The sequence below is a fragment of the Microcoleus sp. S36a_B3 genome (assembly GCF_036700745.1).
Classification (GTDB): domain Bacteria; phylum Cyanobacteriota; class Cyanobacteriia; order Cyanobacteriales; family Microcoleaceae; genus Microcoleus.
This window is the reverse complement of sequence record NZ_JAUBPN010000017.1, coordinates 72,897-94,735: the sequence shown is the minus strand read 5'-3', so window position 1 is coordinate 94,735 and position 21,839 is coordinate 72,897. Positions and strand designations below refer to the sequence as shown.

General features: G+C 45.0%; 16 protein-coding genes and 1 pseudogene. 4 read left to right on the top strand and 13 right to left on the bottom strand.

Annotated elements, in window-relative coordinates; all coding sequences use genetic code 11:
* Nucleotides 1-164: 164 nt before the first annotated feature.
* The 6 genes from QUA01_RS18835 to QUA01_RS18810 all read right to left on the bottom strand — a co-directional run bounded on the left by QUA01_RS18835 (nucleotide 165) and on the right by QUA01_RS18810 (nucleotide 10,918).
* Nucleotides 165-5,645, bottom strand: a complete 5,481-nt coding sequence (locus QUA01_RS18835; RefSeq protein ID WP_333091758.1) for a response regulator — start codon at nucleotides 5,643-5,645, stop codon at nucleotides 165-167.
* A gap of 817 nt (nucleotides 5,646-6,462) precedes the next feature.
* Complete coding sequence (locus QUA01_RS18830; RefSeq protein ID WP_333091759.1) at nucleotides 6,463-6,690, bottom strand: hypothetical protein; 228 nt, start codon at nucleotides 6,688-6,690, stop codon at nucleotides 6,463-6,465.
* A gap of 41 nt (nucleotides 6,691-6,731) precedes the next feature.
* Nucleotides 6,732-8,030, bottom strand: a complete 1,299-nt coding sequence (locus QUA01_RS18825) for a glycosyltransferase family 39 protein (RefSeq protein ID WP_333091761.1) — start codon at nucleotides 8,028-8,030, stop codon at nucleotides 6,732-6,734.
* Nucleotides 8,031-9,012: 982 nt separating this feature from the next.
* The gene (locus QUA01_RS18820; RefSeq protein ID WP_333091762.1) at nucleotides 9,013-9,657 is read right to left on the bottom strand and encodes a TVP38/TMEM64 family protein; all 645 of its coding nucleotides are present in this window, start codon (nucleotides 9,655-9,657) and stop codon (nucleotides 9,013-9,015) included.
* Nucleotides 9,658-9,773: 116 nt separating this feature from the next.
* Nucleotides 9,774-10,004 (bottom strand): hypothetical protein, encoded by a 231-nt coding sequence (locus QUA01_RS18815; RefSeq protein ID WP_333091763.1) that lies wholly within the window; start codon nucleotides 10,002-10,004, stop codon nucleotides 9,774-9,776.
* 488 nt (nucleotides 10,005-10,492) lie between these two features.
* A complete protein-coding gene (locus QUA01_RS18810; protein ID WP_333091764.1) occupies nucleotides 10,493-10,918 on the bottom strand; it encodes a Crp/Fnr family transcriptional regulator in 426 nt (141 codons plus the stop codon).
* Between the two features lie 565 nt (nucleotides 10,919-11,483).
* On the opposite strand from QUA01_RS18810, the gene QUA01_RS18805 reads away from it, so the two are divergent.
* Together QUA01_RS18805 and QUA01_RS18800 are read left to right on the top strand one after the other, a co-directional pair.
* Nucleotides 11,484-11,702, top strand: a complete 219-nt coding sequence (locus QUA01_RS18805) for a chlorophyll a/b-binding protein (RefSeq protein ID WP_194011728.1) — start codon at nucleotides 11,484-11,486, stop codon at nucleotides 11,700-11,702.
* A 489-nt stretch (nucleotides 11,703-12,191) separates the two neighbouring features.
* Nucleotides 12,192-12,641: a pyridoxamine 5'-phosphate oxidase family protein gene (locus tag QUA01_RS18800; RefSeq protein ID WP_333091765.1), complete on the top strand. Its 450-nt coding sequence runs from the start codon at nucleotides 12,192-12,194 to the stop codon at nucleotides 12,639-12,641.
* Nucleotides 12,642-12,839: 198 nt separating this feature from the next.
* Here the strand turns inward: QUA01_RS18800 and QUA01_RS18795 are convergent, their stop codons facing one another.
* Nucleotides 12,840-13,712 carry an alpha/beta fold hydrolase gene (locus QUA01_RS18795; RefSeq protein WP_333091766.1) on the bottom strand — a complete coding sequence of 291 codons (873 nt, stop codon included), beginning with the start codon at nucleotides 13,710-13,712 and terminating at the stop codon, nucleotides 12,840-12,842.
* A 332-nt stretch (nucleotides 13,713-14,044) separates the two neighbouring features.
* Between QUA01_RS18795 and QUA01_RS18790 the strand changes: the two genes are divergently transcribed.
* A complete protein-coding gene (locus QUA01_RS18790; protein WP_333091767.1) occupies nucleotides 14,045-14,539 on the top strand; it encodes a GAF domain-containing protein in 495 nt (164 codons plus the stop codon).
* Between the two features lie 92 nt (nucleotides 14,540-14,631).
* Here QUA01_RS18790 and QUA01_RS18785 read toward each other — a convergent pair whose 3' ends face one another.
* From QUA01_RS18785 to QUA01_RS18760, 6 genes and pseudogenes are all read right to left on the bottom strand, one after another.
* A complete protein-coding gene (locus QUA01_RS18785) occupies nucleotides 14,632-15,009 on the bottom strand; it encodes a helix-turn-helix domain-containing protein (protein WP_333091769.1) in 378 nt (125 codons plus the stop codon).
* A 14-nt stretch (nucleotides 15,010-15,023) separates the two neighbouring features.
* A pseudogene (locus tag QUA01_RS18780) lies at nucleotides 15,024-15,248 on the bottom strand (type II toxin-antitoxin system HigB family toxin); the annotation flags it as partial.
* Nucleotides 15,249-15,432: 184 nt separating this feature from the next.
* Nucleotides 15,433-15,753, bottom strand: coding sequence for a XisI protein (locus QUA01_RS18775; RefSeq protein ID WP_333091771.1), 321 nt, complete (start codon nucleotides 15,751-15,753; stop codon nucleotides 15,433-15,435).
* Nucleotides 15,741-15,866, bottom strand: coding sequence for a hypothetical protein (locus QUA01_RS18770; protein ID WP_333091774.1), 126 nt, complete (start codon nucleotides 15,864-15,866; stop codon nucleotides 15,741-15,743). The genes QUA01_RS18775 and QUA01_RS18770 overlap by 13 nt, the downstream gene beginning before the upstream one ends.
* Before the next feature lie 722 nt (nucleotides 15,867-16,588).
* Nucleotides 16,589-19,552, bottom strand: coding sequence for an excinuclease ABC subunit UvrA (uvrA, locus tag QUA01_RS18765; protein ID WP_333091776.1), 2,964 nt, complete (start codon nucleotides 19,550-19,552; stop codon nucleotides 16,589-16,591).
* Complete coding sequence (locus QUA01_RS18760; protein ID WP_333091778.1) at nucleotides 19,489-19,707, bottom strand: hypothetical protein; 219 nt, start codon at nucleotides 19,705-19,707, stop codon at nucleotides 19,489-19,491. The genes uvrA and QUA01_RS18760 overlap by 64 nt, the downstream gene beginning before the upstream one ends.
* Before the next feature lie 235 nt (nucleotides 19,708-19,942).
* On the opposite strand from QUA01_RS18760, the gene QUA01_RS18755 reads away from it, so the two are divergent.
* Nucleotides 19,943-21,724, top strand: a complete 1,782-nt coding sequence (locus QUA01_RS18755; protein ID WP_333091781.1) for an SWIM zinc finger family protein — start codon at nucleotides 19,943-19,945, stop codon at nucleotides 21,722-21,724.
* Nucleotides 21,725-21,839 lie beyond the last annotated feature (115 nt).

The window sequence follows — 21,839 nt, the reverse complement described above, 5'->3', positions numbered from 1 at the left end:
GAGGGTTTTCACGAATCCTATTTGTCAGGTGCGTCGCTATTAGATTGTCGATTTTTCTGGGAAATTTAATAGTTGCGACGCACCCTACAGCTAATAACCAATAACCAATAACCAACAACCAACAACCAACAACCAATTCCCAATTCCCAATTCCCAATTGCCCATTACCCGATTTGCGATCGCAATTTCCCCGTTTTTAATTCAGTCTCAAACGCCATCCGTACCTTTTCCCACTCCGTTTCGGCTTCCAAAAGCCGATCGCGCGCCGTCCTCGCATCAAAAACCTGTTCCCCTCCAGACTCAACCGCCATGCGGCCCATATACTCCAACTCCTTGCAAACTTCCGAAAAAGACACCGCTCCTAAATTAGCGCTGCTCGACTTCAGCGTGTGAGAAGCCAGCTTCAAACTATCAGCATCGCCGAGAAAAATAGCCTCTTTAATTGTTTCTAACTGCTGCGGTGCATCTAACAAATATATCTTAATCAACTCCCCCAAAAAATCCGGGTCTTCATCATCGTCTAACTCGCGGAGACTTTGCAAAACATGAAAATCGATCGGCGAATTTGCTGCAGGTTGAACGATCGAGTGTCCAGCAGCCACACTGTCAACTTGCTCAGTAATCTGTGGATTTTTTAGTTCAGCAACGGCATCCAATTCATCCCGCTGCAGTGGTTGGCATTTGCCCAGGGCGATCGCCAACTCTTCCCGGCGCACCGGCTTAGTAATATAATCGTCCATACCCGCTTCCAGACACTTTTCGCGATCGCCCTGCATCGCATTAGCCGTCATCGCAATAATTCTCGGCTTCCGATTAGCAGGCCAATCCTGACAAAGGCGGCGCGTCGCTTCCAACCCGTCCATCTCCGGCATCTGCACATCCATCAGCACAACATCGTAAGATTGCCGCTTGCAAGCCTCCAAAACCTCCAGCCCATTAGCCGCAATATCTGCCCGATATCCTATCCTGTCGAGCAAATGCGTAGCTACTTTTTGATTCACCACATTATCCTCCGCCAGCAAAATCCGAATCTGAGTAGAATTAGCTCCATCCTGTGCGACAGAATTGCTAGCCACCTGCCTCAAAACCGCAGGTGTCCGCTGCACGCGGTGCTGTTCTTGAGAATTTTCAAAATACTTCAATCCCGAAGTCAAAGTCGCCACATTTGAAACTTCTCCCCTACTACTTCTGCCGGCAACATATCCAAAAACTTGCAGCAACACATTATAAAACTGCGACTGTTTTAGAGGCTTAGTTAAAAAAGCCGAAAAATGTACTTCTGTAGTTTCAAGCTTTTTCCAGACTTCCGCCTTGCTCAAATAAGTAAACAGCACCAAAGGTAGCGGAACTTTGCGAGGGCTTGTAACAATGACATTCGGATTTAGCCCCTCGCCGCCAGACAAATTGCTCAGCTCCAAGGAACGAATCTTCACAGCCAAAGCCACGCCATCCATATCTGGTAGATTCATCGCCAAAATAGCCAAATCTAGCGCCGAGTTTTCTTGGATAATTTTCACAGCCTCAGCACCCGAACTTGCAGCTACGGGTATCATTCCCCAAGCCTCAGCTTGCCGGATCAAAACTTGCCGGTTAATGGCATGATTTTCGACAATCAACAAATGCTTGCCCACCGCAAATTCCGGCAGTTTTTTTGACTCTCGACTTTCATTAGCTTCTGCTGTCACCGTGAAATAAAAAATTGAACCGGAACCCGATACCGAGGGCGGAGAAAATCCATCCGGCGGAATTCCTGCGGTACTTTGTCCGATCGCCGAAACTGCCGGTTGAGACTTAGAACTTGCCGGACAAACCTGACTGACAACCCACATTTTACCACCCATCATATCGCTCAAACGCTGGCTGATAGCCAATCCCAGACCAGTTCCGCCGTACTGTCTAGTTGTGGAAGCATCCACCTGCGAAAAAGCTTTAAATAGGCGATCGATCCGGTCTGGTGGAATGCCAATGCCCGTATCTTGGACAGCAAATTGAATCTCGTACTGTCTGTTACTTGGCAACTTTTCCTCCTTAGTTGCTAGCGGTTTCAGAGCTAAAATATTGGTTATTTCCGGCAAAACTTTAGCAGCTACAGGCTCGATTTGCCGAGCGGTACAAGAAACGACAATTTCTCCAGATTCTGTAAATTTGACTGCATTTCCTAGCAGATTTACCAAGATTTGGCGCAGCCGCGTGACATCTCCTAAAATGTTTTTGGGAACAGAATCATCAATAAAGTAAGCCAGCTCTAAACCTTTTTCTGACGCTCTCGGAGCCAGCAATTCCAGAGATTCTTCTATGCAGTTTTGCAGGTCGAAGGGGCTATTTTCCAAATCCATTTTACCCGATTCAATCTTGGAAAAGTCGAGAATATCGTTAATAATAGTCAGCAAAGCATCGCCGCTGGTGCGAATTGTCTCTACAAAATCCCGCTGTTCTGTAGTTAGTTCCATATCCAGCAGCAAACCGGTCATCCCGATGACCGCATTCATCGGAGTGCGAATTTCGTGACTCATCGTAGCTAAAAACTCGCTCTTAGCTCTGTTAGCAACTTCGGCCGCTTGTCGCGCTTGCTCCAAAGCTTCATTTTGCTCTACTAACTGTTGCTGTCGGTGAACTTCCTTTTCTAAAAGTTGGGCTTGGGCTAAGGTAATTCCGACTTGAGCGGCAACATCTTCTAACAGTTCAATTTCGTCGGGAGTCCACTGGCGAGTTGCATCGCACTGGTGCAAAGTAATAATGCCATTCGGTTCGCCTTGATAGGAAGTGCGAACCGCCAACATAGATTTTAAGCCGATGCGGCGGCACATCGGCACGGAAGATTCGAGCAAAGGATCGGCAAACACATCGGGAGATGCTAGGGCTATATCTTCAGCGAGCAGTTTTTCTGTGTAGGGGTTGTAAGTGACAGAAAGTTCTAAATCTAAAGCTGATGCGTGACCTGGTTCGAGGTATTCTGCGACGCAAGGAAGGTGCGGATAAGGTTGGGAAAGGTAGGTGTGAATTGTACAGCGATTGACACCGAATACGCGCCCGATTTGGGTGGCGGTAGTCTGAAAAATTTCTTGAGTATCTAAGGTCGATCGCACTTTTTGAGTGATTTGTTTGAAGAGTAAAACGCACTGGTACTGACGCTGCAAAGTGTGCTCGCGTTCTTCGCGGGCAATTTCCGCGCCGATATAATTGCCCATCAATTTTAACATTTCAAAATTCAGCGGTTTCAAAGGTGGTTTAGCAGAGCTCGAAGTAAAGCTCAAAGTGCCAAAAATTCGCCCTTCCACTATTACCTGCGTGCCGACAAAAGCCTCCAACCTGCGGACGGCGTAAGCCGGGTGGTTCTTCCACTGAGTAGTGCCGGCGGATTCGATAGAAATAGGTTCGTTCGATCGCAAAACCTCTCGTTCAAAAGTTCTACTCAAAGCAAAACCGTCTCCTTTGGCAAATCCGAAGGGGAAATTTGACGGTACATAGGCGGCGATGACTTCGTAGCGATCGCCCAAAACCCTGCCCAACAGCCCGATATCCATCCCAAACTGACTGCAACCCATTGCCAGCAACTGAGCAGTACGTTCCTCAAAGGAGCCTGACGAGCTCACCATTACCTCGTAGAGCGATCGAATTGCTCGCTGGCTTTCCCGCAATTCCTCAACGCCTTCGACGCGGCTGCAGACATCGTGCAAAGTTCCTAAAATTCCCGCTATTTCACCCTGGGAATTCAGCCGGACTTGAGCAAATATTTCTACCGAAATAAAGCCAGATTCAGGATGAATATCTAATTCATTTGTCACCGAGTCCGAATTGTACTTAAATCGCAGTTCTCTCCGACAAAATTCCGATTTTCCAGACAGCAAAGACTCTAATAGATTTTCACACTGCGGGCGTTCATCTGGATGAACCCAATCTAAAAAATTAGTGTGCAAACTTTCGGAAACCGAAAAACCAGTAATTTCAGTCCAAGCGCGGTTGAGAAACGTCCAAACTCCCGCCGCATCCATCTGAAAAATTACTGTTGCTTTCAAAGAATCAAAGACTTGGAATCGATCGGGATCTGCGCCTTTGAGTTCTAACTGCTTGTTTGGAGTAATATCTGTATGAGTTCCGACCAAGCGCAGCGGTTTGCCTGCAGCGCTCCGCAAAACTTGACCCCGGTTCAGCACCCAGACAGTGCTGCCGTCTTTGCAGTACATCCGATATTCTGCTGCAAAATCCGCTGTCTTTTGTGCGAAGTGCTCTTCTAAAGCTGCCTTTACTCCGTTAATGTCATCTCGGTGGATGCGACTCCACCATTCCGATCGGCGATTCGAGATTTCCCCTGCTTTGTAGCCGAGCATTTCTTGCCACCGCACGGAATAAAAAAACTCATCTGTTTCGAGATTCCAATCCCAAATCCCCTGATTGTTGACAGTAGCGGGGAGATTTTGGGGCTGCCGGAAACTATTTTCTGCAATTTCAACTTCCTGGTAGCGATTTGCTGCCGGAAGCTGTATTTGGGCGGCGAGTTTTTTGTATTGCGCGTTGCTAGATTCTAGCTGTCGCTGCAAAGCGATCAAGCTAGAATGCAGAGATTTTGAATCTAGCGCTTGTAAAAGGATAGTTTTAGGATTGACAATCCCGATCGGGTGATTGCTTTCGTTAATGACTAATAATGGTAACTGGTAGTAGTATTTTTGCAGCAGGGCGACGGCTGCTTCTAGGGTAGATTGCGATCGTACCAGCGGCGGCGAGCTGTTACAAATCGCTCCCGCTTTAATTTTGTTCGAGTCTCTTCCCAACGCCTGCAACTGCACGATGTCTCGCGAACTTACCACCCCAACGAGTTTGTGCAGGTTGGGATTTGTAAATTTGGAATTTGTAGCACCAGTCGAGTTTGGTTCTGGGGTTTCAGTAATTAATACATAGCTAACATTGTGTCGGAACATCAGTTGCGCCAGATAGCGAACTGAAGAACTAGCAGGAGCGTGAATAATTCGTCCTGCTGCGATTTGAGGAATTTGATAAAGTTTAATTAAACTCGCCGGCAGCTCTAATTTCGGTTGTGAACTTGGCAGCGGCGGTGGGAAAGCGAAGGTCACGGGTGGCGGATCGCTGCTTGCTTTTTGTGGCGATTTCCCCAGTTCTTGCAACAGTTCTACCAAGCTTTGAGAGCTAATTAAACCGACAAGTTCTTCAGCGTCGCTGACGACGGGTAAATGACCAATCTGATATTTTTCCAGCAGATTTACTAAGGCAAAAAAGTCGGTAATTTCCGATTCTCTGGCTACAGTCACGGTTCTGATCATGATTTGCTCGATCGCAAATCCCCTCAAAGCAGCGCCGATCGAATTTAGCTGTACCACATCTCGCGCCGTAAAAATCCCCAGCACCGTCTGCCCGCTCCCATAGGGAGCTTTTGCGCCGCCCTGATGCAGCCCGTTGCCGAAGGCCTTTACCGCACGCGGTAAGCCGTTGTAGAAACCCGACTGTTCCCGCAATCGTGGGGAATTCCCATTGCTGAGATTTTCCAGTTGAGAATGCTCGCGCGGCTCTACCACGAGGACGTAACTGGCTCCTGTGCTGCTCATCAGCTCGATCGCCTTTTCTACGGGCGTCTGAGGGGTGACGGTAAGGGGATTGCGGTTGATGACCTGACTGAGAGAAGGAATAAACATCAGCGGGCATAAGAGTGATATTTGTTAGAAAAACCCGATCGCGGGCAGCAGCTTGATTGAGAGGCTTTACCCGCGAGCTTTCCAAGCACGGTCAAACTTTCTGTATCATAAAATTCACCCCTACTTCCAGCATCTTGGCATTTAAAATTAATTCTGTGCCAAATCCTGACAATTGGCGGGTAATGACAAGTCAGAACCAATGCTATCTGCCACAGGGCGGACTTTTAACTGGCCGGCAATTCCTCGCCCAGCCTAACTACTGCGGGTTGACGAGCAAGAATTTCTGCGATTGTCTAGACTGCACCCTACTTTCTCGCCCTCAACGGAATTCTCGCTCAGATTCTGTTTGAGGCAAGATACTTATACACTACCAATTTACCAGCGGCCGCAGGCTTGTTACAAGATTGCCAATTAGTAGGTATATAAACTGTGCAATTAGGGGGTGGGAGAAGCCAGAGGGAGAGAACGGGAAAGGGGGAGCTTTGAATATATAGCCTTTCTCAAAAAGGTGAGGAGTTGAGATTTTAGATACTTCGGCTTCGCTGTACAAGTTTGAGATTTTAGATTGGGGGATTGAGAACTCGATCGATCAATACCTCATTTTGGGCTCGGACTGCTATAGATTTTAGATTAGGGAATTAGGGCATGGGGAAAATGAGGGATTGAGGGATTGAGGGATTGAGGGATTGAGGGAGCGATCGGTCAATCCCTCATTTTGGGCTCGAACTGCTATAAAACAAATAATGGCGATAATCACTGACTCTGTTATTATAGCAAATATTAATAATTGCTATAAATTCTCAATTATTAGAATTTTTTATTTTAAATTACCGTCTACTGCACCGATGTAGCGATCGCACCCTGCAGCAGTACCCGATATTTTAATTGCGACGGCGTTTTGAGCAAAAATTGCGATCGGGCTGGACAACTCAAGGATCGGGGCGATTAAAATGCCTATAACTAAACTTATAATTGTGGTTTTTGATAACACTTGAATGCTGACGTTGGACGTTGGACGTTTGAACAAAGCGAGCGGGGACAGCACTAACAACTAATGACTAATGACTAATGACTAATGACTAATGACTAATGACTAATGACTGATGACTTCAACCGACGCTGAAGTTCCCCCGCCGCCGTAGCAATTACGACCGCCAAAATCGGGTGCAGTGGCTCGCTGTAGCGAACTTCTGCATAAGTAAGCGCATGAATCAAAGTAAAATAGCCACAAACTGCCAACAGTGGCAAAAACTCCCTCCAGCGATGCCGCAAAACTATCATGCCCAAAATAGCAAATACAGGCAAATTTCGCGACGCTAAAATGCCGATAATCCGTTGTGGCGAAAACAATGTCCGCATTGCCTTAATCTTAAACAAAGTGTGATAAGGCCAGTCACTTATAGGGTTTCCAAACCAGAAAAAAACTGCCTTTTGCAAACAATACCAGAGATAGACAGCCGGCTCGCGGAGTATTGAAGCGATCGCCCGTTTGGTAAAATAGCGATCGCCCTCAATTGTAAAAGCATTGTGTCCTCCATTCCGAGCCGGATTGAGTTCTTCCTGCCAAATCTGAACAATATTGCGTTTTGGTAGTTGTTCGTAGGCTAAATGATAAAACTCTGGACTTCCTTGCCACAGCGCACCTATAGAAACGCTGTAAATCAAAAAAGTCTTGTGAGTTCGATAATTGTGGTAAGTCCAAGGTGTAGTAATGATAATAATTGCGCCCAAATAAGCAACAAAACAAGCAATCTTGCGCTTTAAAGACCATTGAGGCGGCATCAATAGTGGCACAATTAATGGAAACAACATCGCTGTCGGTCGGCAAAGATTTGTAATTGCCAACAGCGCACCTGCTAATGAAAATTTTTGCCACTGCGGCTGTTCCAATGCCCGTAGCAAGCCCAGCACTGTTAAAAGCATTAAAGGCGTGTATAAAATCTCCGTTTGCAGCAGCCTTACATGAAGAATCAGGGCAGGATTCAGCGCTATTAATCCAGCCGCGACTAAAGAACTTTGAGGGCCAGTAAAACGCCGTGCCAGGATAAAAGTTAGCGGTATAGTTATCGCCCCTAAAAAAGCTTGTACGTATACTACAGATGCGGGAGAACGACCAAAAATTGCATAGCATCCAGCCACAAAAAATGGATAAACAGGTGTCCGGCTCGGTCGCTCAAAAAAATGACCCTTCAGCAACCAGTAGGCCAAACCCTCATAGCCCGGTTCGTCGCCTCTGAGACGGGCGATGGTATCGGGGAGAGTTTGGTTGGTGTGCCACGCAAAATAAAGCCGGAATGCTAATCCTAGCAGCGTCAGACAAATCAGCGCCAAGATAATTATGCGGTGATTTCTTTGCTGCTGGGCTTCGGAGATATCTGGTGTCATAAGAACAGACTGCGAAGATTTGATTGGCTCTCAATTTTTTAGGTTGGGAATGTCAAAAATTATATCGTTTCAGCTTTTATTTTTTTCGAGAATTGATGTTTTTTTTCACGAAGTGTATCTAATGTGAGAGAGTTCCAGCGGACGATCGCATCTTCTGACTCGCCAGTCGGGGTTTGGGCGATTCCCTACGGGATAGCTTCGCACGCGCGTACTTTCGGGTTGTAGGAGCGATCGCAGGGGCATTTGTTACAAATCAGAACTAACAGTGACAGTACCAGCGATCGAACTTACCGCCAAACAAACGAAAACTCAACCCGGATTCACAGACTTGAGGGACTTAAACTTCATGGCTTCTATTGATAAAATAATCAAGAGCTAATTGCGACAATGATTCTAATCCCCAACTGTCAACTGGCTAGTTTTTTTAAACAATTTTTAAGCATATTTATTGAAAAATTTCTTATTAACGAGTACGGTAAATAACTGAACTTAGTATTGAAATCTTTATTCTTAGGTACTTTCAGAGATACATCACATAAAAAAATAATTACCTCAGCCAATTTAGTTAATTTTAAGTAGCAATAGGCTGTACAATCTGCTTCGACTAGATGAATTAAAGCAAAGTTGTGGCAAAATAAAAATGGGGCTAACTACGGAAATTACACGTACCAAAATGCCAAGGGCGCGACTTTAACAGGAACTCGGGCTTATTTGTTGAAGGCATTGCCGACAAATTAAATTAGTTGAGACAGAGGCAAATATCTAAAAAATATCTGCCTCTATCTGCGTGCATCTGCGATTTAAAAATTTCTTAAATTCTGTCTGCTCTTGGATTGATAACAAGAAAATTGGATCGCGCGTGCGGAATGCGAGTCCGTAATCCAAGAGCGGACTGCAGTTTGCACGCGCGATCCTTTTTTGTGATGGTAATCCAGCGGACAGGATCTTAAATCCTGCAATGTCTCCAATAAAATTCTACCAATCAAGACGGTAAACTGTGTTTGTGATTCAACCAACCTGTCACCAATGCTAGTAAAAACATTCCTAACAATGCAAATCCTAGCAACAATTTACCGCCTTCGAGAACGCCTGCTCCCAGAGCTACTAATGGAGGTTTTGCCACAACAATACTCAGCGTCAGAGTAGTGATAAATCTCCGCCATTTCATTTGAGTTAATCCGACACCGTAGCAAACAAAGTCAAACAGCCCAGTCATCAGTAAAGCCGTTACTAAAAAGATATTACTTTCTAGGTAATTCTGATTAATAGAATCTACTTTATCCATGAACTTTTCCCCGACAATTTTTTGCACGAGGTGGCGTCCGTAGCGTTTGGCAATGTAGAAATTAATGGTACAGGCGATCGCATCAGCAATGGCGATCGCGATTAAACCCTGGGTAAACCCAAACAATGCACCTGCTAGCAGCGAATAACCGGTACCTGGTAGGGCAGGAATCACAATGCTTACCATTCGCAGCAACATCACCACCAACGGTGCCCAAATTCCAAACTGACTGATGTTAGCTCTAATTTGCTCGATCCCGTAGTGGTTGATTAGGACGATCGCACCCACAACCAGCAAAGCCGTCAGGCTAAACTGAAGCCATTTAATCCAACGGTTTTTCATGGTTGAGACTCCAACTTTAATAAAATTACCATTCTTAAATCTCTCAATCCCTCCCATCTAAAATCTAAAATTGACTGACTACTCACATTTTTGAAAAAGGTTATAAATAATTCCCTTCATCGTTTTGATTTAGAATACAAGATTAACGGAATGCAGCACAAATCCTCAGTTACAACTATTGTTTCTGGCGGATAGTAAAGTTCCTCAAACAAAATCCATCCTGTTTTTTGCTGAATGTAAGCATGGGTGCTCAGCCCTAGCTGTTTTGCTGTCGCAGCCATCTCTCGATAATCAAGCATTAAGCGATCGCAAAGTTCTCGCTTTCGCAATCCTTCCATCTCATCCATATTGATTCATCGCCCATTATTACAAAAATTATCGCAGATTTTGTGAACTAAATTTGTTTCTTTTTATTAACTGCATCAAATACAGAAAAAACAGATAAGTAGAATAAAACTTGAATTAATACGCGATTGTTAAAACTGTCGGTCGAGGATTTCCCTCGCATACCGCCTACTTTCCCGGATGGTCGGGGGACTTCGAGCCGATTCTGGTTTCTCCCTTTTTTTTAGCTTGTCATTACCGACACTTTCATTTTTAGTTTGCCGACTAGCCCGCCTTCGCTTCAAACAAACGGCGAGGGAGCATTGGGTTAAAACAAACTAAAACAACCAGAAACTGGGTTGGTTAAAACCGATTTTGGCTATTAGTCAGAGAAGGGATTCAAACCCTCTTCTTATGGCGCAAGTCCACTGATAGTAAACGGGGAAATCTGATTTTCAGATCAATCTATAATTGCTTTCAAAAATGTCAAAAATGCGAAGTTAACGGGAAATTAAGACAATGTATTGAGGGCGGGAGCGATCGATCCCTCTTCTTCCAGCCTCGCCATCAGTCGCGTCACCGTGATCCGCGTAATCCCCAGGGCTTCGGAAATCTCTTGGTGAGTCAATCTCAAATCAATTAACAGCCCTTGTGCGACTTCCCGACCAAATTTTTTTCCCAACCAAACCAATAGTTGCAGCAATCTATCCCGCAGAGATTCGGTGCGAAGTATGCAGAAAAATTCTTGAGTTTGCTGAAGGTGGGCAAAAATTTCATCTAAGGAGCGATCGTACAAATTGGTCGGAATGTAGCTAATTTCTACATGAGTCTTGCACTCAATTTGATAAGGTTGCACGCCACAGAGCGGCTCACCGATCGCGTCTCCAACTCCCCAATCTCCCAGCGTGATTGCTGTCCCCTGCTCGCTCCAAGTCACGGTTCGGACAGCTCCCCGTTCTATTCACAACAAGCCTTGAGACGGCACCGGCACTAACTGACGGTGGGTGAAAGTCTGGTGTCTTAAACTAGCGTACAAGCCTGGAGTGTAGGTGGAAAGAGTCATGGGATTCACCGTTACTTTTACTTTGAATAGTATTTGCAGCTTAAATTAATTAATAATATTTATTAACTATTTTGTAGCTGATGCCAAAAATTAAAGAAACCGGGTTTCTCGACAAAAACCTAGGCTTTCTGCGCCATACCCTGACCAGAAACCGGGTTTCTCGCCCTTGCGAGTGCGTCAGGGTTTGGATTTGGGGGAATTCGGCGGCGATGCGGGAAAGGTCGATCGACACATTTGCTGTTCGGGGACACACATATAAAGAGAGCTAGAACCAAAGCATCTGCATTACCAGGCAGATCCTGGTAATGAGCAAATTTTTATTACTTACTTAAACATATAAATATGTGACTAATATCACATATTTATATGTTTGCTATCACATTAAGACTTGTTAACAATCTGTTACATTTATTTACATAAAGCAACAAAGGAAAAACAAATGACTTCACGCAATTTGATGGTTGACGACCAAGGCCTCATGAACAACTTCGCGATCGAGCCTAAGATGTATGTAGACACTAACGTCAGCACCGGATTTACCAAATATGCTGAAAAAGTTAACGGACGTTTTGCAATGATTGGCTTTGTTTCGCTTCTGGCGATCGAAGTTTTGACAGGACAAGGCTTTCTTAGCTTGCTCAAAGATGCTTTAGGCTAGGACGATCCGTTAGATAGATTTAATAAAATCTCCGTTCAATAGCTCATAATAAAAAATGTTTGTAGTAAGGACTGAAGTCCTAACTGCAAACGATTTTTTTTGTTTCAAATATGTTTGCTGTCGCCGCTTGGGGCTAATTAAAATAAATCTTATGTCCGATCGCGCGATCGGACATAAGATTAAAACTATAGCCTTTTTCAGAAAGATGAGGTACTATGTGGCATGGGGCATAGGGCATAGGGCATACCTCACTTTTTTGATAACCGCTGTAATCAGAGCCATACAAATTTTTAGACAAACAATCTAGGTCTAAAGGTAGATGATAATTGTCAAGAATTAAGCTTACAATTTCCATACTTATACAATTTTTATATAAACAAAACAGGTGCATCAATAAGGCAATAAATTAGACGAGCAGCCCAACTCGTGAAGCAATTTTAAACATCGAGGGATTTCTCTAGAGTACCTAAGTCTTATAAGGAGCATAAAATGTTAGATATTGATGAAATGAGCTCAAAAGAAATACAAGAGCTTTTGCAGAAAGTAGGGCACGGACACCTCGGCTGTGTGTTTGAAGGGCATCCATACGTTGTCCCAATGCACTATTATCTCCAAGATTCCGACATATACATTTTCACAACTGTCGGGATGAAAACTAAGTATATGGATGGAAATCCAGAAGTCTGCTTGCAAGTTGAAGAAGTCCGCGATTCGGAACACTGGCGCAGCGTTGTCGTCAACGGGCGAGCAGAACGCCTCACCCAGCAGCCAGACATCGATCGCGCGATGGAATTGGTCAAAGAACACAACCCCACACTTTCACCCGCCATCAATCGCACTTGGATTGACTCTTGGGGGCGTGCGGAGGTAATAGCAATCTACCGCATTTACCCCAGCGAAATGAGCGGGCGCACGACGCAGGGAATCAGCAGTCGGTAAGCTGGGAGACATCTGGGTTGAGTAGAGAAAATAGGACTCACTTGAAACCGGGTTTTTTACGAAAATACTTAATTAAGACCTTCAATATCGCTAAAAAACCCGGTTTCTGAGTGTCGGAGTGCGTCCAAAACTGAAATTACTAAAAAGTCCTCCTGGGGGAAAACCCTGCGCCAGCGGAAAATAGTGCAAAATATTTTCTCAAACAGCCTTGCTTGCCAAAAACTCTCTCATATACCGATTCACTAACTGCGGCTGTTCCTGCTGTACCCAGTGGCTGCAATTGGGAATGTACTGAATCTGAAAATCCCGCACGTAATCTTCAGTCCCGTAAGTTAATTCTTTGCCGAGGGCGCTATCATTTTCTCCCCAAATCATCAGCGTCGGAACTTGCAGCACATCCCAATTCTGGCGATCGAGAAATCCGCTAGCAATGTTGCGGTAATAATTGATAGTAGCAGTCAGAGCGCCCGGTTTAGCCGCCGCATCTTTGTAAGCTTGGATGTCAGAGGGGGTAAAGCTGCTTTTGTCAACTGCCATGCCTTCAAAAGCAAGGGCGATCGCCCGATAGTCACCCAACCGAATTAAGAACTCCGGCAAAACCGGCAACTGAAACAAAAAAACGTACCAACTTTTTCGCAATTGTTGGGGAGTTCGCAGCCCTTCCGCAAACTTGGCCGGATGCGGTAAATTCATCACAATTAATTTATCGACCATCTCTGGATAAGCATAGGCAAAATTCCAGGCGATCGCCCCTCCCCAGTCGTGACCGACTAAAACGCAACTTTCGTATCCCAAACCCTGAATAATTCCCTTGACATCTTGCACAAACTCTGCCATCACGTAGGCAGATTTATCCTTCGGTTTGTCGCTGTCATTGTAACCTCTAAGATCCACAGCGACAACTTGATAATCTGATGCAAATTCCGGGATTTGATGGCGCCAAGAATACCAAAATTCGGGAAATCCGTGCAGCATCAGCATCAGCGGCCCGGAACCTTGAGTGACACAATGAAGCTTGATGCTATTTGTCGCAATAAATTCGTGTTTCCAAGGTTCTTTCAGCACAGGCATATTTGATAGTTCCTCTAGCTAGAGATAGATTTTAGCAGTTAAATAAGTTGAGATTTCAGATTAAAGAATTGAACAATTCAAAATGACCGATCGCCCTTCGTGATTTGGTGATTCCTGTGTGGGACAGGTGTCGGGCCCGTTTCCCGAAAGGATTGCAATTTCAGTCAAAATATTAGTATAATGTTACTTCCGTTTCGACAACTGTCAAGCCAAAAATAACTTATTTTCGATCTGGCGAAAATCCAGATTATCAAATTTTTGACAATTTTTGAGGATGCAAGTTAAATAATTCATAGTTTGCGAGTACACTAGAAATTGAAGGAGTTCATACCATGTCTGGCGATCGCCTGCAACACATTGTTAACCGCTTGACAGATCAGCTCAAGCGCGACGTATTAGTTGAAAAATGCCTATACGACATTCGAGAAGTTTTGCAGAGCGATCGCGCGGTGCTGTATTATTTTTACAGGCAGTGGCAAGGTCAAGTGACTTGCGAGACGTTAAGTGCGATCGAATTCTCAATCTTAGGCTCAACCGGGCCAGACGAGTGTTTTAACGGCGACTACGCTGCTTTGTACGAAGCCGGCAGAGTTAGAGCAATTGCAGATATTGAAGTAGAACCAATTCACGAATGCCACCGAGATTTTCTGCGTAGCCTGAAAGTTCGGGCCAATTTAGTCGTGCCAATTTTAACTAAAAAAGGGCTGTGGGGGCTGTTAGTTGCTCATCAATGCAGCGGGCCCCGCACTTGGTTGCGATCGGACATTGAATTCATGCAGAAACAAGCGCAAAATATAGCGATGTCTCCCACAATTCAAGATAGTTAATCTTTCATCCAAAATCCTGCTTTGTGACTATTCAGGTGCATTGTCTGTGCAATGGAAAATTACCAACTGTCCCAAAATATGGTGTTCTATTGTTAGGCGGAGGTTTGTAGCGACTCATAGGGCTGGATGAGAATCTCAGCGGGAATTCCTAACTCTTGATTCAGCTTCCGAATCATTTCCAGAGTCAACGAGCGTTTGCGAGATAATATCTCAGAAACTTTAACTCGACTGCCAATACATGGTTCCAAATCGCTACCAGACCATCCGCGAGCCTCCATGTAGTATTGAATGGCTGCAATGGGATCGGGTATTGCGATCGGAAAGTGTGCCTTCTCGTAAGCTTCTACTAGGGTACTGAGCACATCTAGGCGATCGGACTCAGGTGTATTAGGAGCTGCATTAAACAGCAACTCAACCTCTCGAAGGGTTGCCTGATAGTCAGTTTGGGTTCTAATTGGACGTATTTCCATATATCAATTTGTGTTTAGATTGTTTCTGTATCTACCTTGTCATACTCGGCATGAGTGCCAATAAAGTGGATAAAAATAATGCCGATGTCATAACGAATGGCAACAATCAGCCGATAGGAATTGCCTTTGATGTTAAACACAACACGATTGTTTGCAATGATGCGGGCATTACGATGAGCGGACTTAACATCGACTGGACTCTGCCAATCGGCGTGAGACGCTTCGTAGTACCAAGTTTTTAGTGCTTCTGAGGCATCTGGATGAGTTTACCAGAAGTTTCGCAAGGTGCTGCGGGACAAAATACGCATAGAACTTTGTGACTGGAACTCCCGAAACACAAGACAATTGAAATATGAGTTCTGCCATTCTCATGGGGCAAAGAATAACGTGCTATCTCATCATTTTATCACAGAATTTTTGTCTCTAGGAATAGTTGGCGGCAAGGAGTTTTCGGATGCTGGGGGAGCGAAACCCAAGAATGATATCTTGAGGAGACACGCCATGTTGAATCAGTTCTCGATCGATGTAGATTTCGGTACTGTTGTGTTGAATCCAGATTTTATTTTCGATGATATCGAGCTGCATGGCACAGCCATAGATGCGATATTCGTCGCGCCATTCGTTGTGCATGACGAGGTATCGATCGCGGGCGAAATCGAATATTAGCTGAGCATTTGCGTCATTTTTAGAAAAGTCTTCGAGAAAGTCACAAACAATTTTGCGGTATTCGTTTAGTCTATCCATTGGTCGATCGCCTCACGAGTTGGATTGTAAATAATTAGTCGGATTTCATAACGTTCGACGACAGTTTTTGCGGGTTCAAATCTGAGAAACATTTGATAGGTATCGGTGGGCACTGCCAGATTAGCCCTGTCTGGCGTGTGTGCTGAGTTTGGTTTTTAGTGCCGAAAATGCTTGAAATATCGTAGTTTGTAGGGTGTGCACTGCGCACCGGTTGACTTTGATACCCATTGAAATACGTACTGGTTTGCTTTTTAATACTTTTTGACGCACCCTACAAGATTAGCCGGTGCGCATTGCGCACCCTACAAAATACTAATCCCAGCACAGCGTCGATGTTTTATCCTTAATCATCTTGGCATCACACTTTGGGCAAGGATGTGTACTAGGCCAGGGATAGAACCGCGATCCCCGACATTGACGACAAATACTCGGATAATGATAGTTAGGATCGCCAGTCGGGCCATCTTTGCCATCGCGATCAATCACAACGTCAACTACTGCTTTACAATCTTCACAGGTCATTGTTCTAACAACAGTGATCATTCCAAAGCCCAGACCACCAGAAACCTCTTTTGCTATGTACCCACAACCAGGACATACAAAGTTATATAGTTGACCCATTGTTTTCCTTGATGAAGTTTGGCTAATTTGTACCAGTATACCTCTGTCCCAAAGCCGATCGGATTGCAGAGCAGAACTCTCTGACGACTAAGCAGACTAACTTGTAATAGTATTTTAATTGTAGGGTGCGTCAGGTGAGTTTCTTTAACAACTATTTAAGGTTTAAATATCTGACGCACCTTACTAATTATGAGAATTGCGTAATTCCTGCTAGTTAACTAACAGCTACAGCACTCCCCAAAGGATGCTGCTGCAAAACAGCTTGCAAATACTTCCCAGTATAAGACCTCTGATTTGCCGCCACATCCTCCGGCGTCCCCGCCACAATAATCTCGCCACCCTTATCTCCCCCTTCAGGCCCCAAATCGATCGCCCAATCGCAGCACCGAATCACATCCAAATTGTGTTCGATTACCAAAATTGAATTACCCTTATCCACCAATCTTTGCAGCACATTTAACAAATGGTGAACATCATAAAACGACAAACCAGTCGTCGGTTCATCAATCAAATAAAGCGTCTTCCCAGTAGCGCGGCGCGACAGTTCCGTTGCCAATTTCACCCGCTGCGCTTCGCCCCCAGAAAGAGTCGGTGCAGGCTGTCCCAACTGAATATAACCCAAACCCACATCCACCAAAGTTTGCAATCTGACACCAGCCCTAGGAATATTTTTAAACATTTCCCAGGCTTCCTCCACTGTCATGTTCAAAACATCAGAAATTGACTTGCCTTTATACTTCACTTGCAGCGTTTCCCGGTTGTAGCGCGCACCTTTACAAACCTCGCACTGCACGTAAACATCGGGCAGAAAATTCATCGAAATTACGTTTACTCCTTGGCCGCCGCAAGCTTCACACCTTCCTCCTTTTACGTTAAAAGAAAACTGCCCAGCTTTGTAACCTCTTGCCTTTGCTTCAATGCTTTCGGCAAACAAATCCCGAATCACATCAAAAACTCCGGTGTAAGTAGCGGGATTGGAACGCGGAGTGCGGCCGATGGGAGATTGATCGATGACAATTACCTTATCAACCACATCCTGCAGAGACCGTTCGCCCTTCGTTTTGAGAGCTTCCATATCGGGCGGCAAAGGAACTTTTTTGGTGAGATAGTGTTGCAGCGACGGGTACAGCAATTCATTGATTAAGGTGGATTTTCCAGAACCGGAAACGCCTGTCACGCAGACGAGTTTACCCAGCGGAATTTCCACATCAATATTTTTTAAATTGTTGCGCGTCGCATTTTTGATTGAGAGAGCTTTACCATTGCCTTTTCTCCTTTCATTGGGAGTTTCAATTACTCGTTTTCCCGACAAATAAGCACCGGTTAAAGATTCCTCGGCAGCCAGCAGGTTTTCTAAACTTCCTTGCGAGATAATTTTGCCGCCGTGAACGCCTGCGCCTGGGCCGATATCGACAATGTGGTCGGCCGATCGCATGGTTTCTTCATCGTGTTCTACTACAATCAAAGTATTGCCTAAATCCCGCAACTTTGTTAAGGTTTGCAGCAGCTTAAAGTTGTCTCTTTGGTGCAGTCCGATGCTGGGTTCGTCCAAAACGTAGAGGACACCGGTCAAGCCGGAACCGATTTGAGTGGCGAGGCGAATTCGCTGGGCTTCGCCGCCAGAAAGCGTCATTGCTGGACGGTCTAATGTCAGATAATCTAATCCGACATCGAGCAAAAATTGCAGCCTAGCTTTGATTTCTCTCAGGGCTAAGTCGGATATTTGAAATTGCCGATCGCTCAATCCCAAATTCTCGACTCTCTCTCGACAGTCGCGAATCGAAATACTGGTCAAATCGACAATGCGGTACTGTCCCAGCCGCACCGCCAGCGCCTCTGCTTTCAAGCGTTTGCCGCGACAAACCTCGCAAGGGCGATCGACTCGATACTGTTCCAGTTTCTGCTTAATTAAATCAGAACCAGTATCGTCGTACTGGCGCTGCAACATGGAAATTACACCTTTAAAATCTCTCCGCAAATCATTGACGCTGGTGTCTCGCTTTTTACCTTCTGCGGTTTGTTTAAACTCGTTTCCATACAAAATCACCTGTTGGTGTTGTGGCTTCAATCGGAACCAAGGAGTGTCGATATCAAAGCCGCAAGCATCAGCAACACTGCACAACAAAGAGAGATAATAGGAATTGTCTTTGTCTGACCAAGGGGCGATCGCGCAATAAACAGGTGCTTTCTCGTCAGGAATGACCAACTCCGGCGCAAAAGTCCGCAAATTCCCCAAACCGTGGCAGTTTTGGCAAGCGCCGTAGGGCGAATTAAACGAAAACAATCGGGGCGAAAGTTCTTCCATCACCGCGCCGTGTTCGGGACAAGCAAAGTTTTCGGAAAATACGATCGGCCCGTTGGGTTCGGAATTTTCCTCAGTCGGTAACTCTTCAACGATCGCAATTCCCTCAGAATGTCGCAGACAAGTTGTTAGAGAGTCAACTAAACGTTCTTCTAAACCGGCTTTTTTAACTAACCTGTCAACAACTATCTCGATGTTGTGCGTATGATTTTTATCTAATTCGATATTTTCTGACAGTTCTAAAATTTCTCCGTTAACTTTGACTCGAATAAATCCTTCGGAAGCTAAACTAGACAGTAATTTGCGGTGAGTGCCTTTTTTTCCGCGCACCACGGGCGCCAGAAGGTGAAAACGAGTGCCGTCTGGAAGTGCCATGACTCGATCGCACATTTCATCAATTGTCTGCGGCGCAATGCAGCGATCGCAAATCGGACAGTGCGGTTCGCCAGCTCTGCCGTAGAGCAATCTGAGATAATCGTAAATTTCTGTAACAGTGCCGACAGTCGATCGCGGGTTGTGAGAAGTTGACTTTTGGTCGATCGAAATAGCCGGACTCAACCCCTCGATCGCGTCCACATCCGGTTTGTCCAACTGTCCCAAAAACTGGCGCGCGTAGGCGCTGAGAGACTCAACGTAGCGGCGCTGTCCCTCTGCAAAAATTGTATCGAAAGCCAGGGAAGACTTACCGGAACCGGAGACACCAGTAAACACGATCAGTCGATCGCGCGGCAGTTCCAAATCGATATTCTTCAGGTTGTGCTGTCTCGCACCCCGAATCTGAATCGTATTTTGGCTGTTGGAGTTCAAAGTCGTCACATGATGTCCGTTGTGGGATGCACTTGACTGACTGGGTGAGGTTTCGGCGCGTTGGGACATGAGAGTAGTGCAAAACAGTGCTTAACCATCTTAGCGCTGCCTTTGGAATAGATAGCATCCAAACTCAAGAATATCAAAGAATCGTCAAATAGTTGACAGTTGACAGTTGAGGGTTCAGTTTTAACGCCCGCTGCTGTTTGCACAGTAGACTGCATAATGTTTACTTCCCCTGCATTGAGATTAACATCAAAGAATCTTTAAATAAGTTTCCGTCGGCCCGTCGGGCAAAACCTTCAAAATTTGATGCTTCAAATCCACTTCAATTCCCAGCATGGTTTGAGCGTTTGGAATGCGAGTCCTAGTTAAATCCGAGGACTTTAGTCCTCACTACAAACCGACATTTTTCGGGTAAAATCGAGTCTAATATTTTAATTACTGAGGCTTAGTGTCATGCCTATTCCCAAACTTAGTGAAACAATCATCAAAAATAACAGTTCTGAGCGATCGCTCAACCGAGCCGAAGATTACTATTTAGGTGGAACTGTTACTAACGCAGTCCTCCGTGGCAATATGGTGCAAGCAACAGTATACGGTTCTCAATCTCAAGCCTACAGCGTTAGCCTGCCGTTCAATCCTGCGGGATTAACATCTGGAGTATTCTGCACTTGTCCTTACGATGGCGATGGATGGTGCAAACACATTATCGCGACGCTGTTTTTGTGTCTGCGAGAACCCGAAAAAATTGAACGTGGCGAGAGGCTGGAAGAATTGCTTTCTCGCCTCAACGATGCCCAAATCTATGAGTTAGTAGAGCATTTAGCGGACAACGAACCGTCGCTGATCAATGCGATCGAACTATACGTTAATTCTAACGCTGTGTCTGCGCCGACAAGCCAATTGACGAAAATACATCGCCAAAGTGCGATCGATCCTGCTCCTTTTCGGCGACAAGTACGAGACATTTTCCGACAAGCTGAGAATTATTCCGAGTATGAATATGGTTATGATGAAGAAGACCCGATTACAGAAGAAATTTTAGAATTGATTCAGCAAGCCCAGGAATTCAGCGAACAAGGAGATGGTAAAAACGCTTTAGTAATTTTAGAAGCCATTACCGCAGGCTGCGTTGATGATTGGGATGACGTAGAAGAATATGGTTTTGAAAGTTATCAAATCACCAATGCTTTGAATGAAGCTTGGACAGCAGCCATTTTGACCGCCGAACTAACTGCTGAGGAAGAAATAGATTTTCAGGTGATGTTAGAAGGTTGGAACGATGAATGGGATTGTGATTTCAGCATGAGTTTGGAAGCTTTACGCCAAGGTTGGGACTACCCGCCACTCCAGCAGATATTGGAAGGAAACCTTACTGGGACAGGAATGTGGGCTGATGATTCACCAGATTATGCTCGTGAATTAACCTTGACTCGCTTGCAAATTCTCGATCGCCAGAACCGTGACAAAGAATACTTATACCTAGCCAAAGCAGAAGGCTGTATTCAACAATATCTGACCATGTTAGCTCGTTTGGGGAGAATAGAAGAAGCTGTGAAAGCTGCGGGAACCGAGATGACATCAGTCGAAGAGGCTTTTGCTCTAGTTCAAATTTTACAAGAAGACGGATATTCAGAAGAAGCTCTAAAAATTTGTCAAGCTGGGTTGAATTTACCCGGCAATCTTACCTACAAACTGGCAATTTGTATGAGTGAATTAGCCGATGAATTGGGCGAAAAAGAATCTGCGTTTAATGCTAAGCTTAAAATTTTTGAAATTCAACCTTCCTTGAATGATTATCTTTTATTGCAGGAGTTGTCAGGAGATAATTGGTCAACTTTGAGAGCAGATTTATTGGCAATTGTAAGAACCATTCAAAACTACAATTCTGCCGAAGCAAAGGTTGATATTTTTCTGCATGAAAAAATGATTGAAGAGGCGATCGCCCTTGTAGAAACATCTTACAGTTCCGAACTGGTTCATCGAGTGATGATGGCGGCAATTCCCCATCGCCCAGATTGGGTAATCGTCAATGCTTGTCGGCGCGCTGAATCGATTCTAAATGCAATGAAATCAGCCGAGTACGATAGTGCGATTAAGTGGCTAGAAAAAGCCCGTGCTGCCTATATACAAGCTGGGCAAAAAGTTGAGTGGTCTGCTTATCGCGCTCAACTGATGGAAGTACACAATCGGAAGCGGAAATTCATGGGGCTGTTCAAAAACTCATATTTAAATTGAGTCTTAATTTTACCCTAAATTTCTGGCAAAAATTGCAGAGTTTTGTGAAATTATCGGCGCTTCTCTGTGTCGATATGCCTCGCTTCTGCCGTTGATATTATGTCCGAGCGATTTC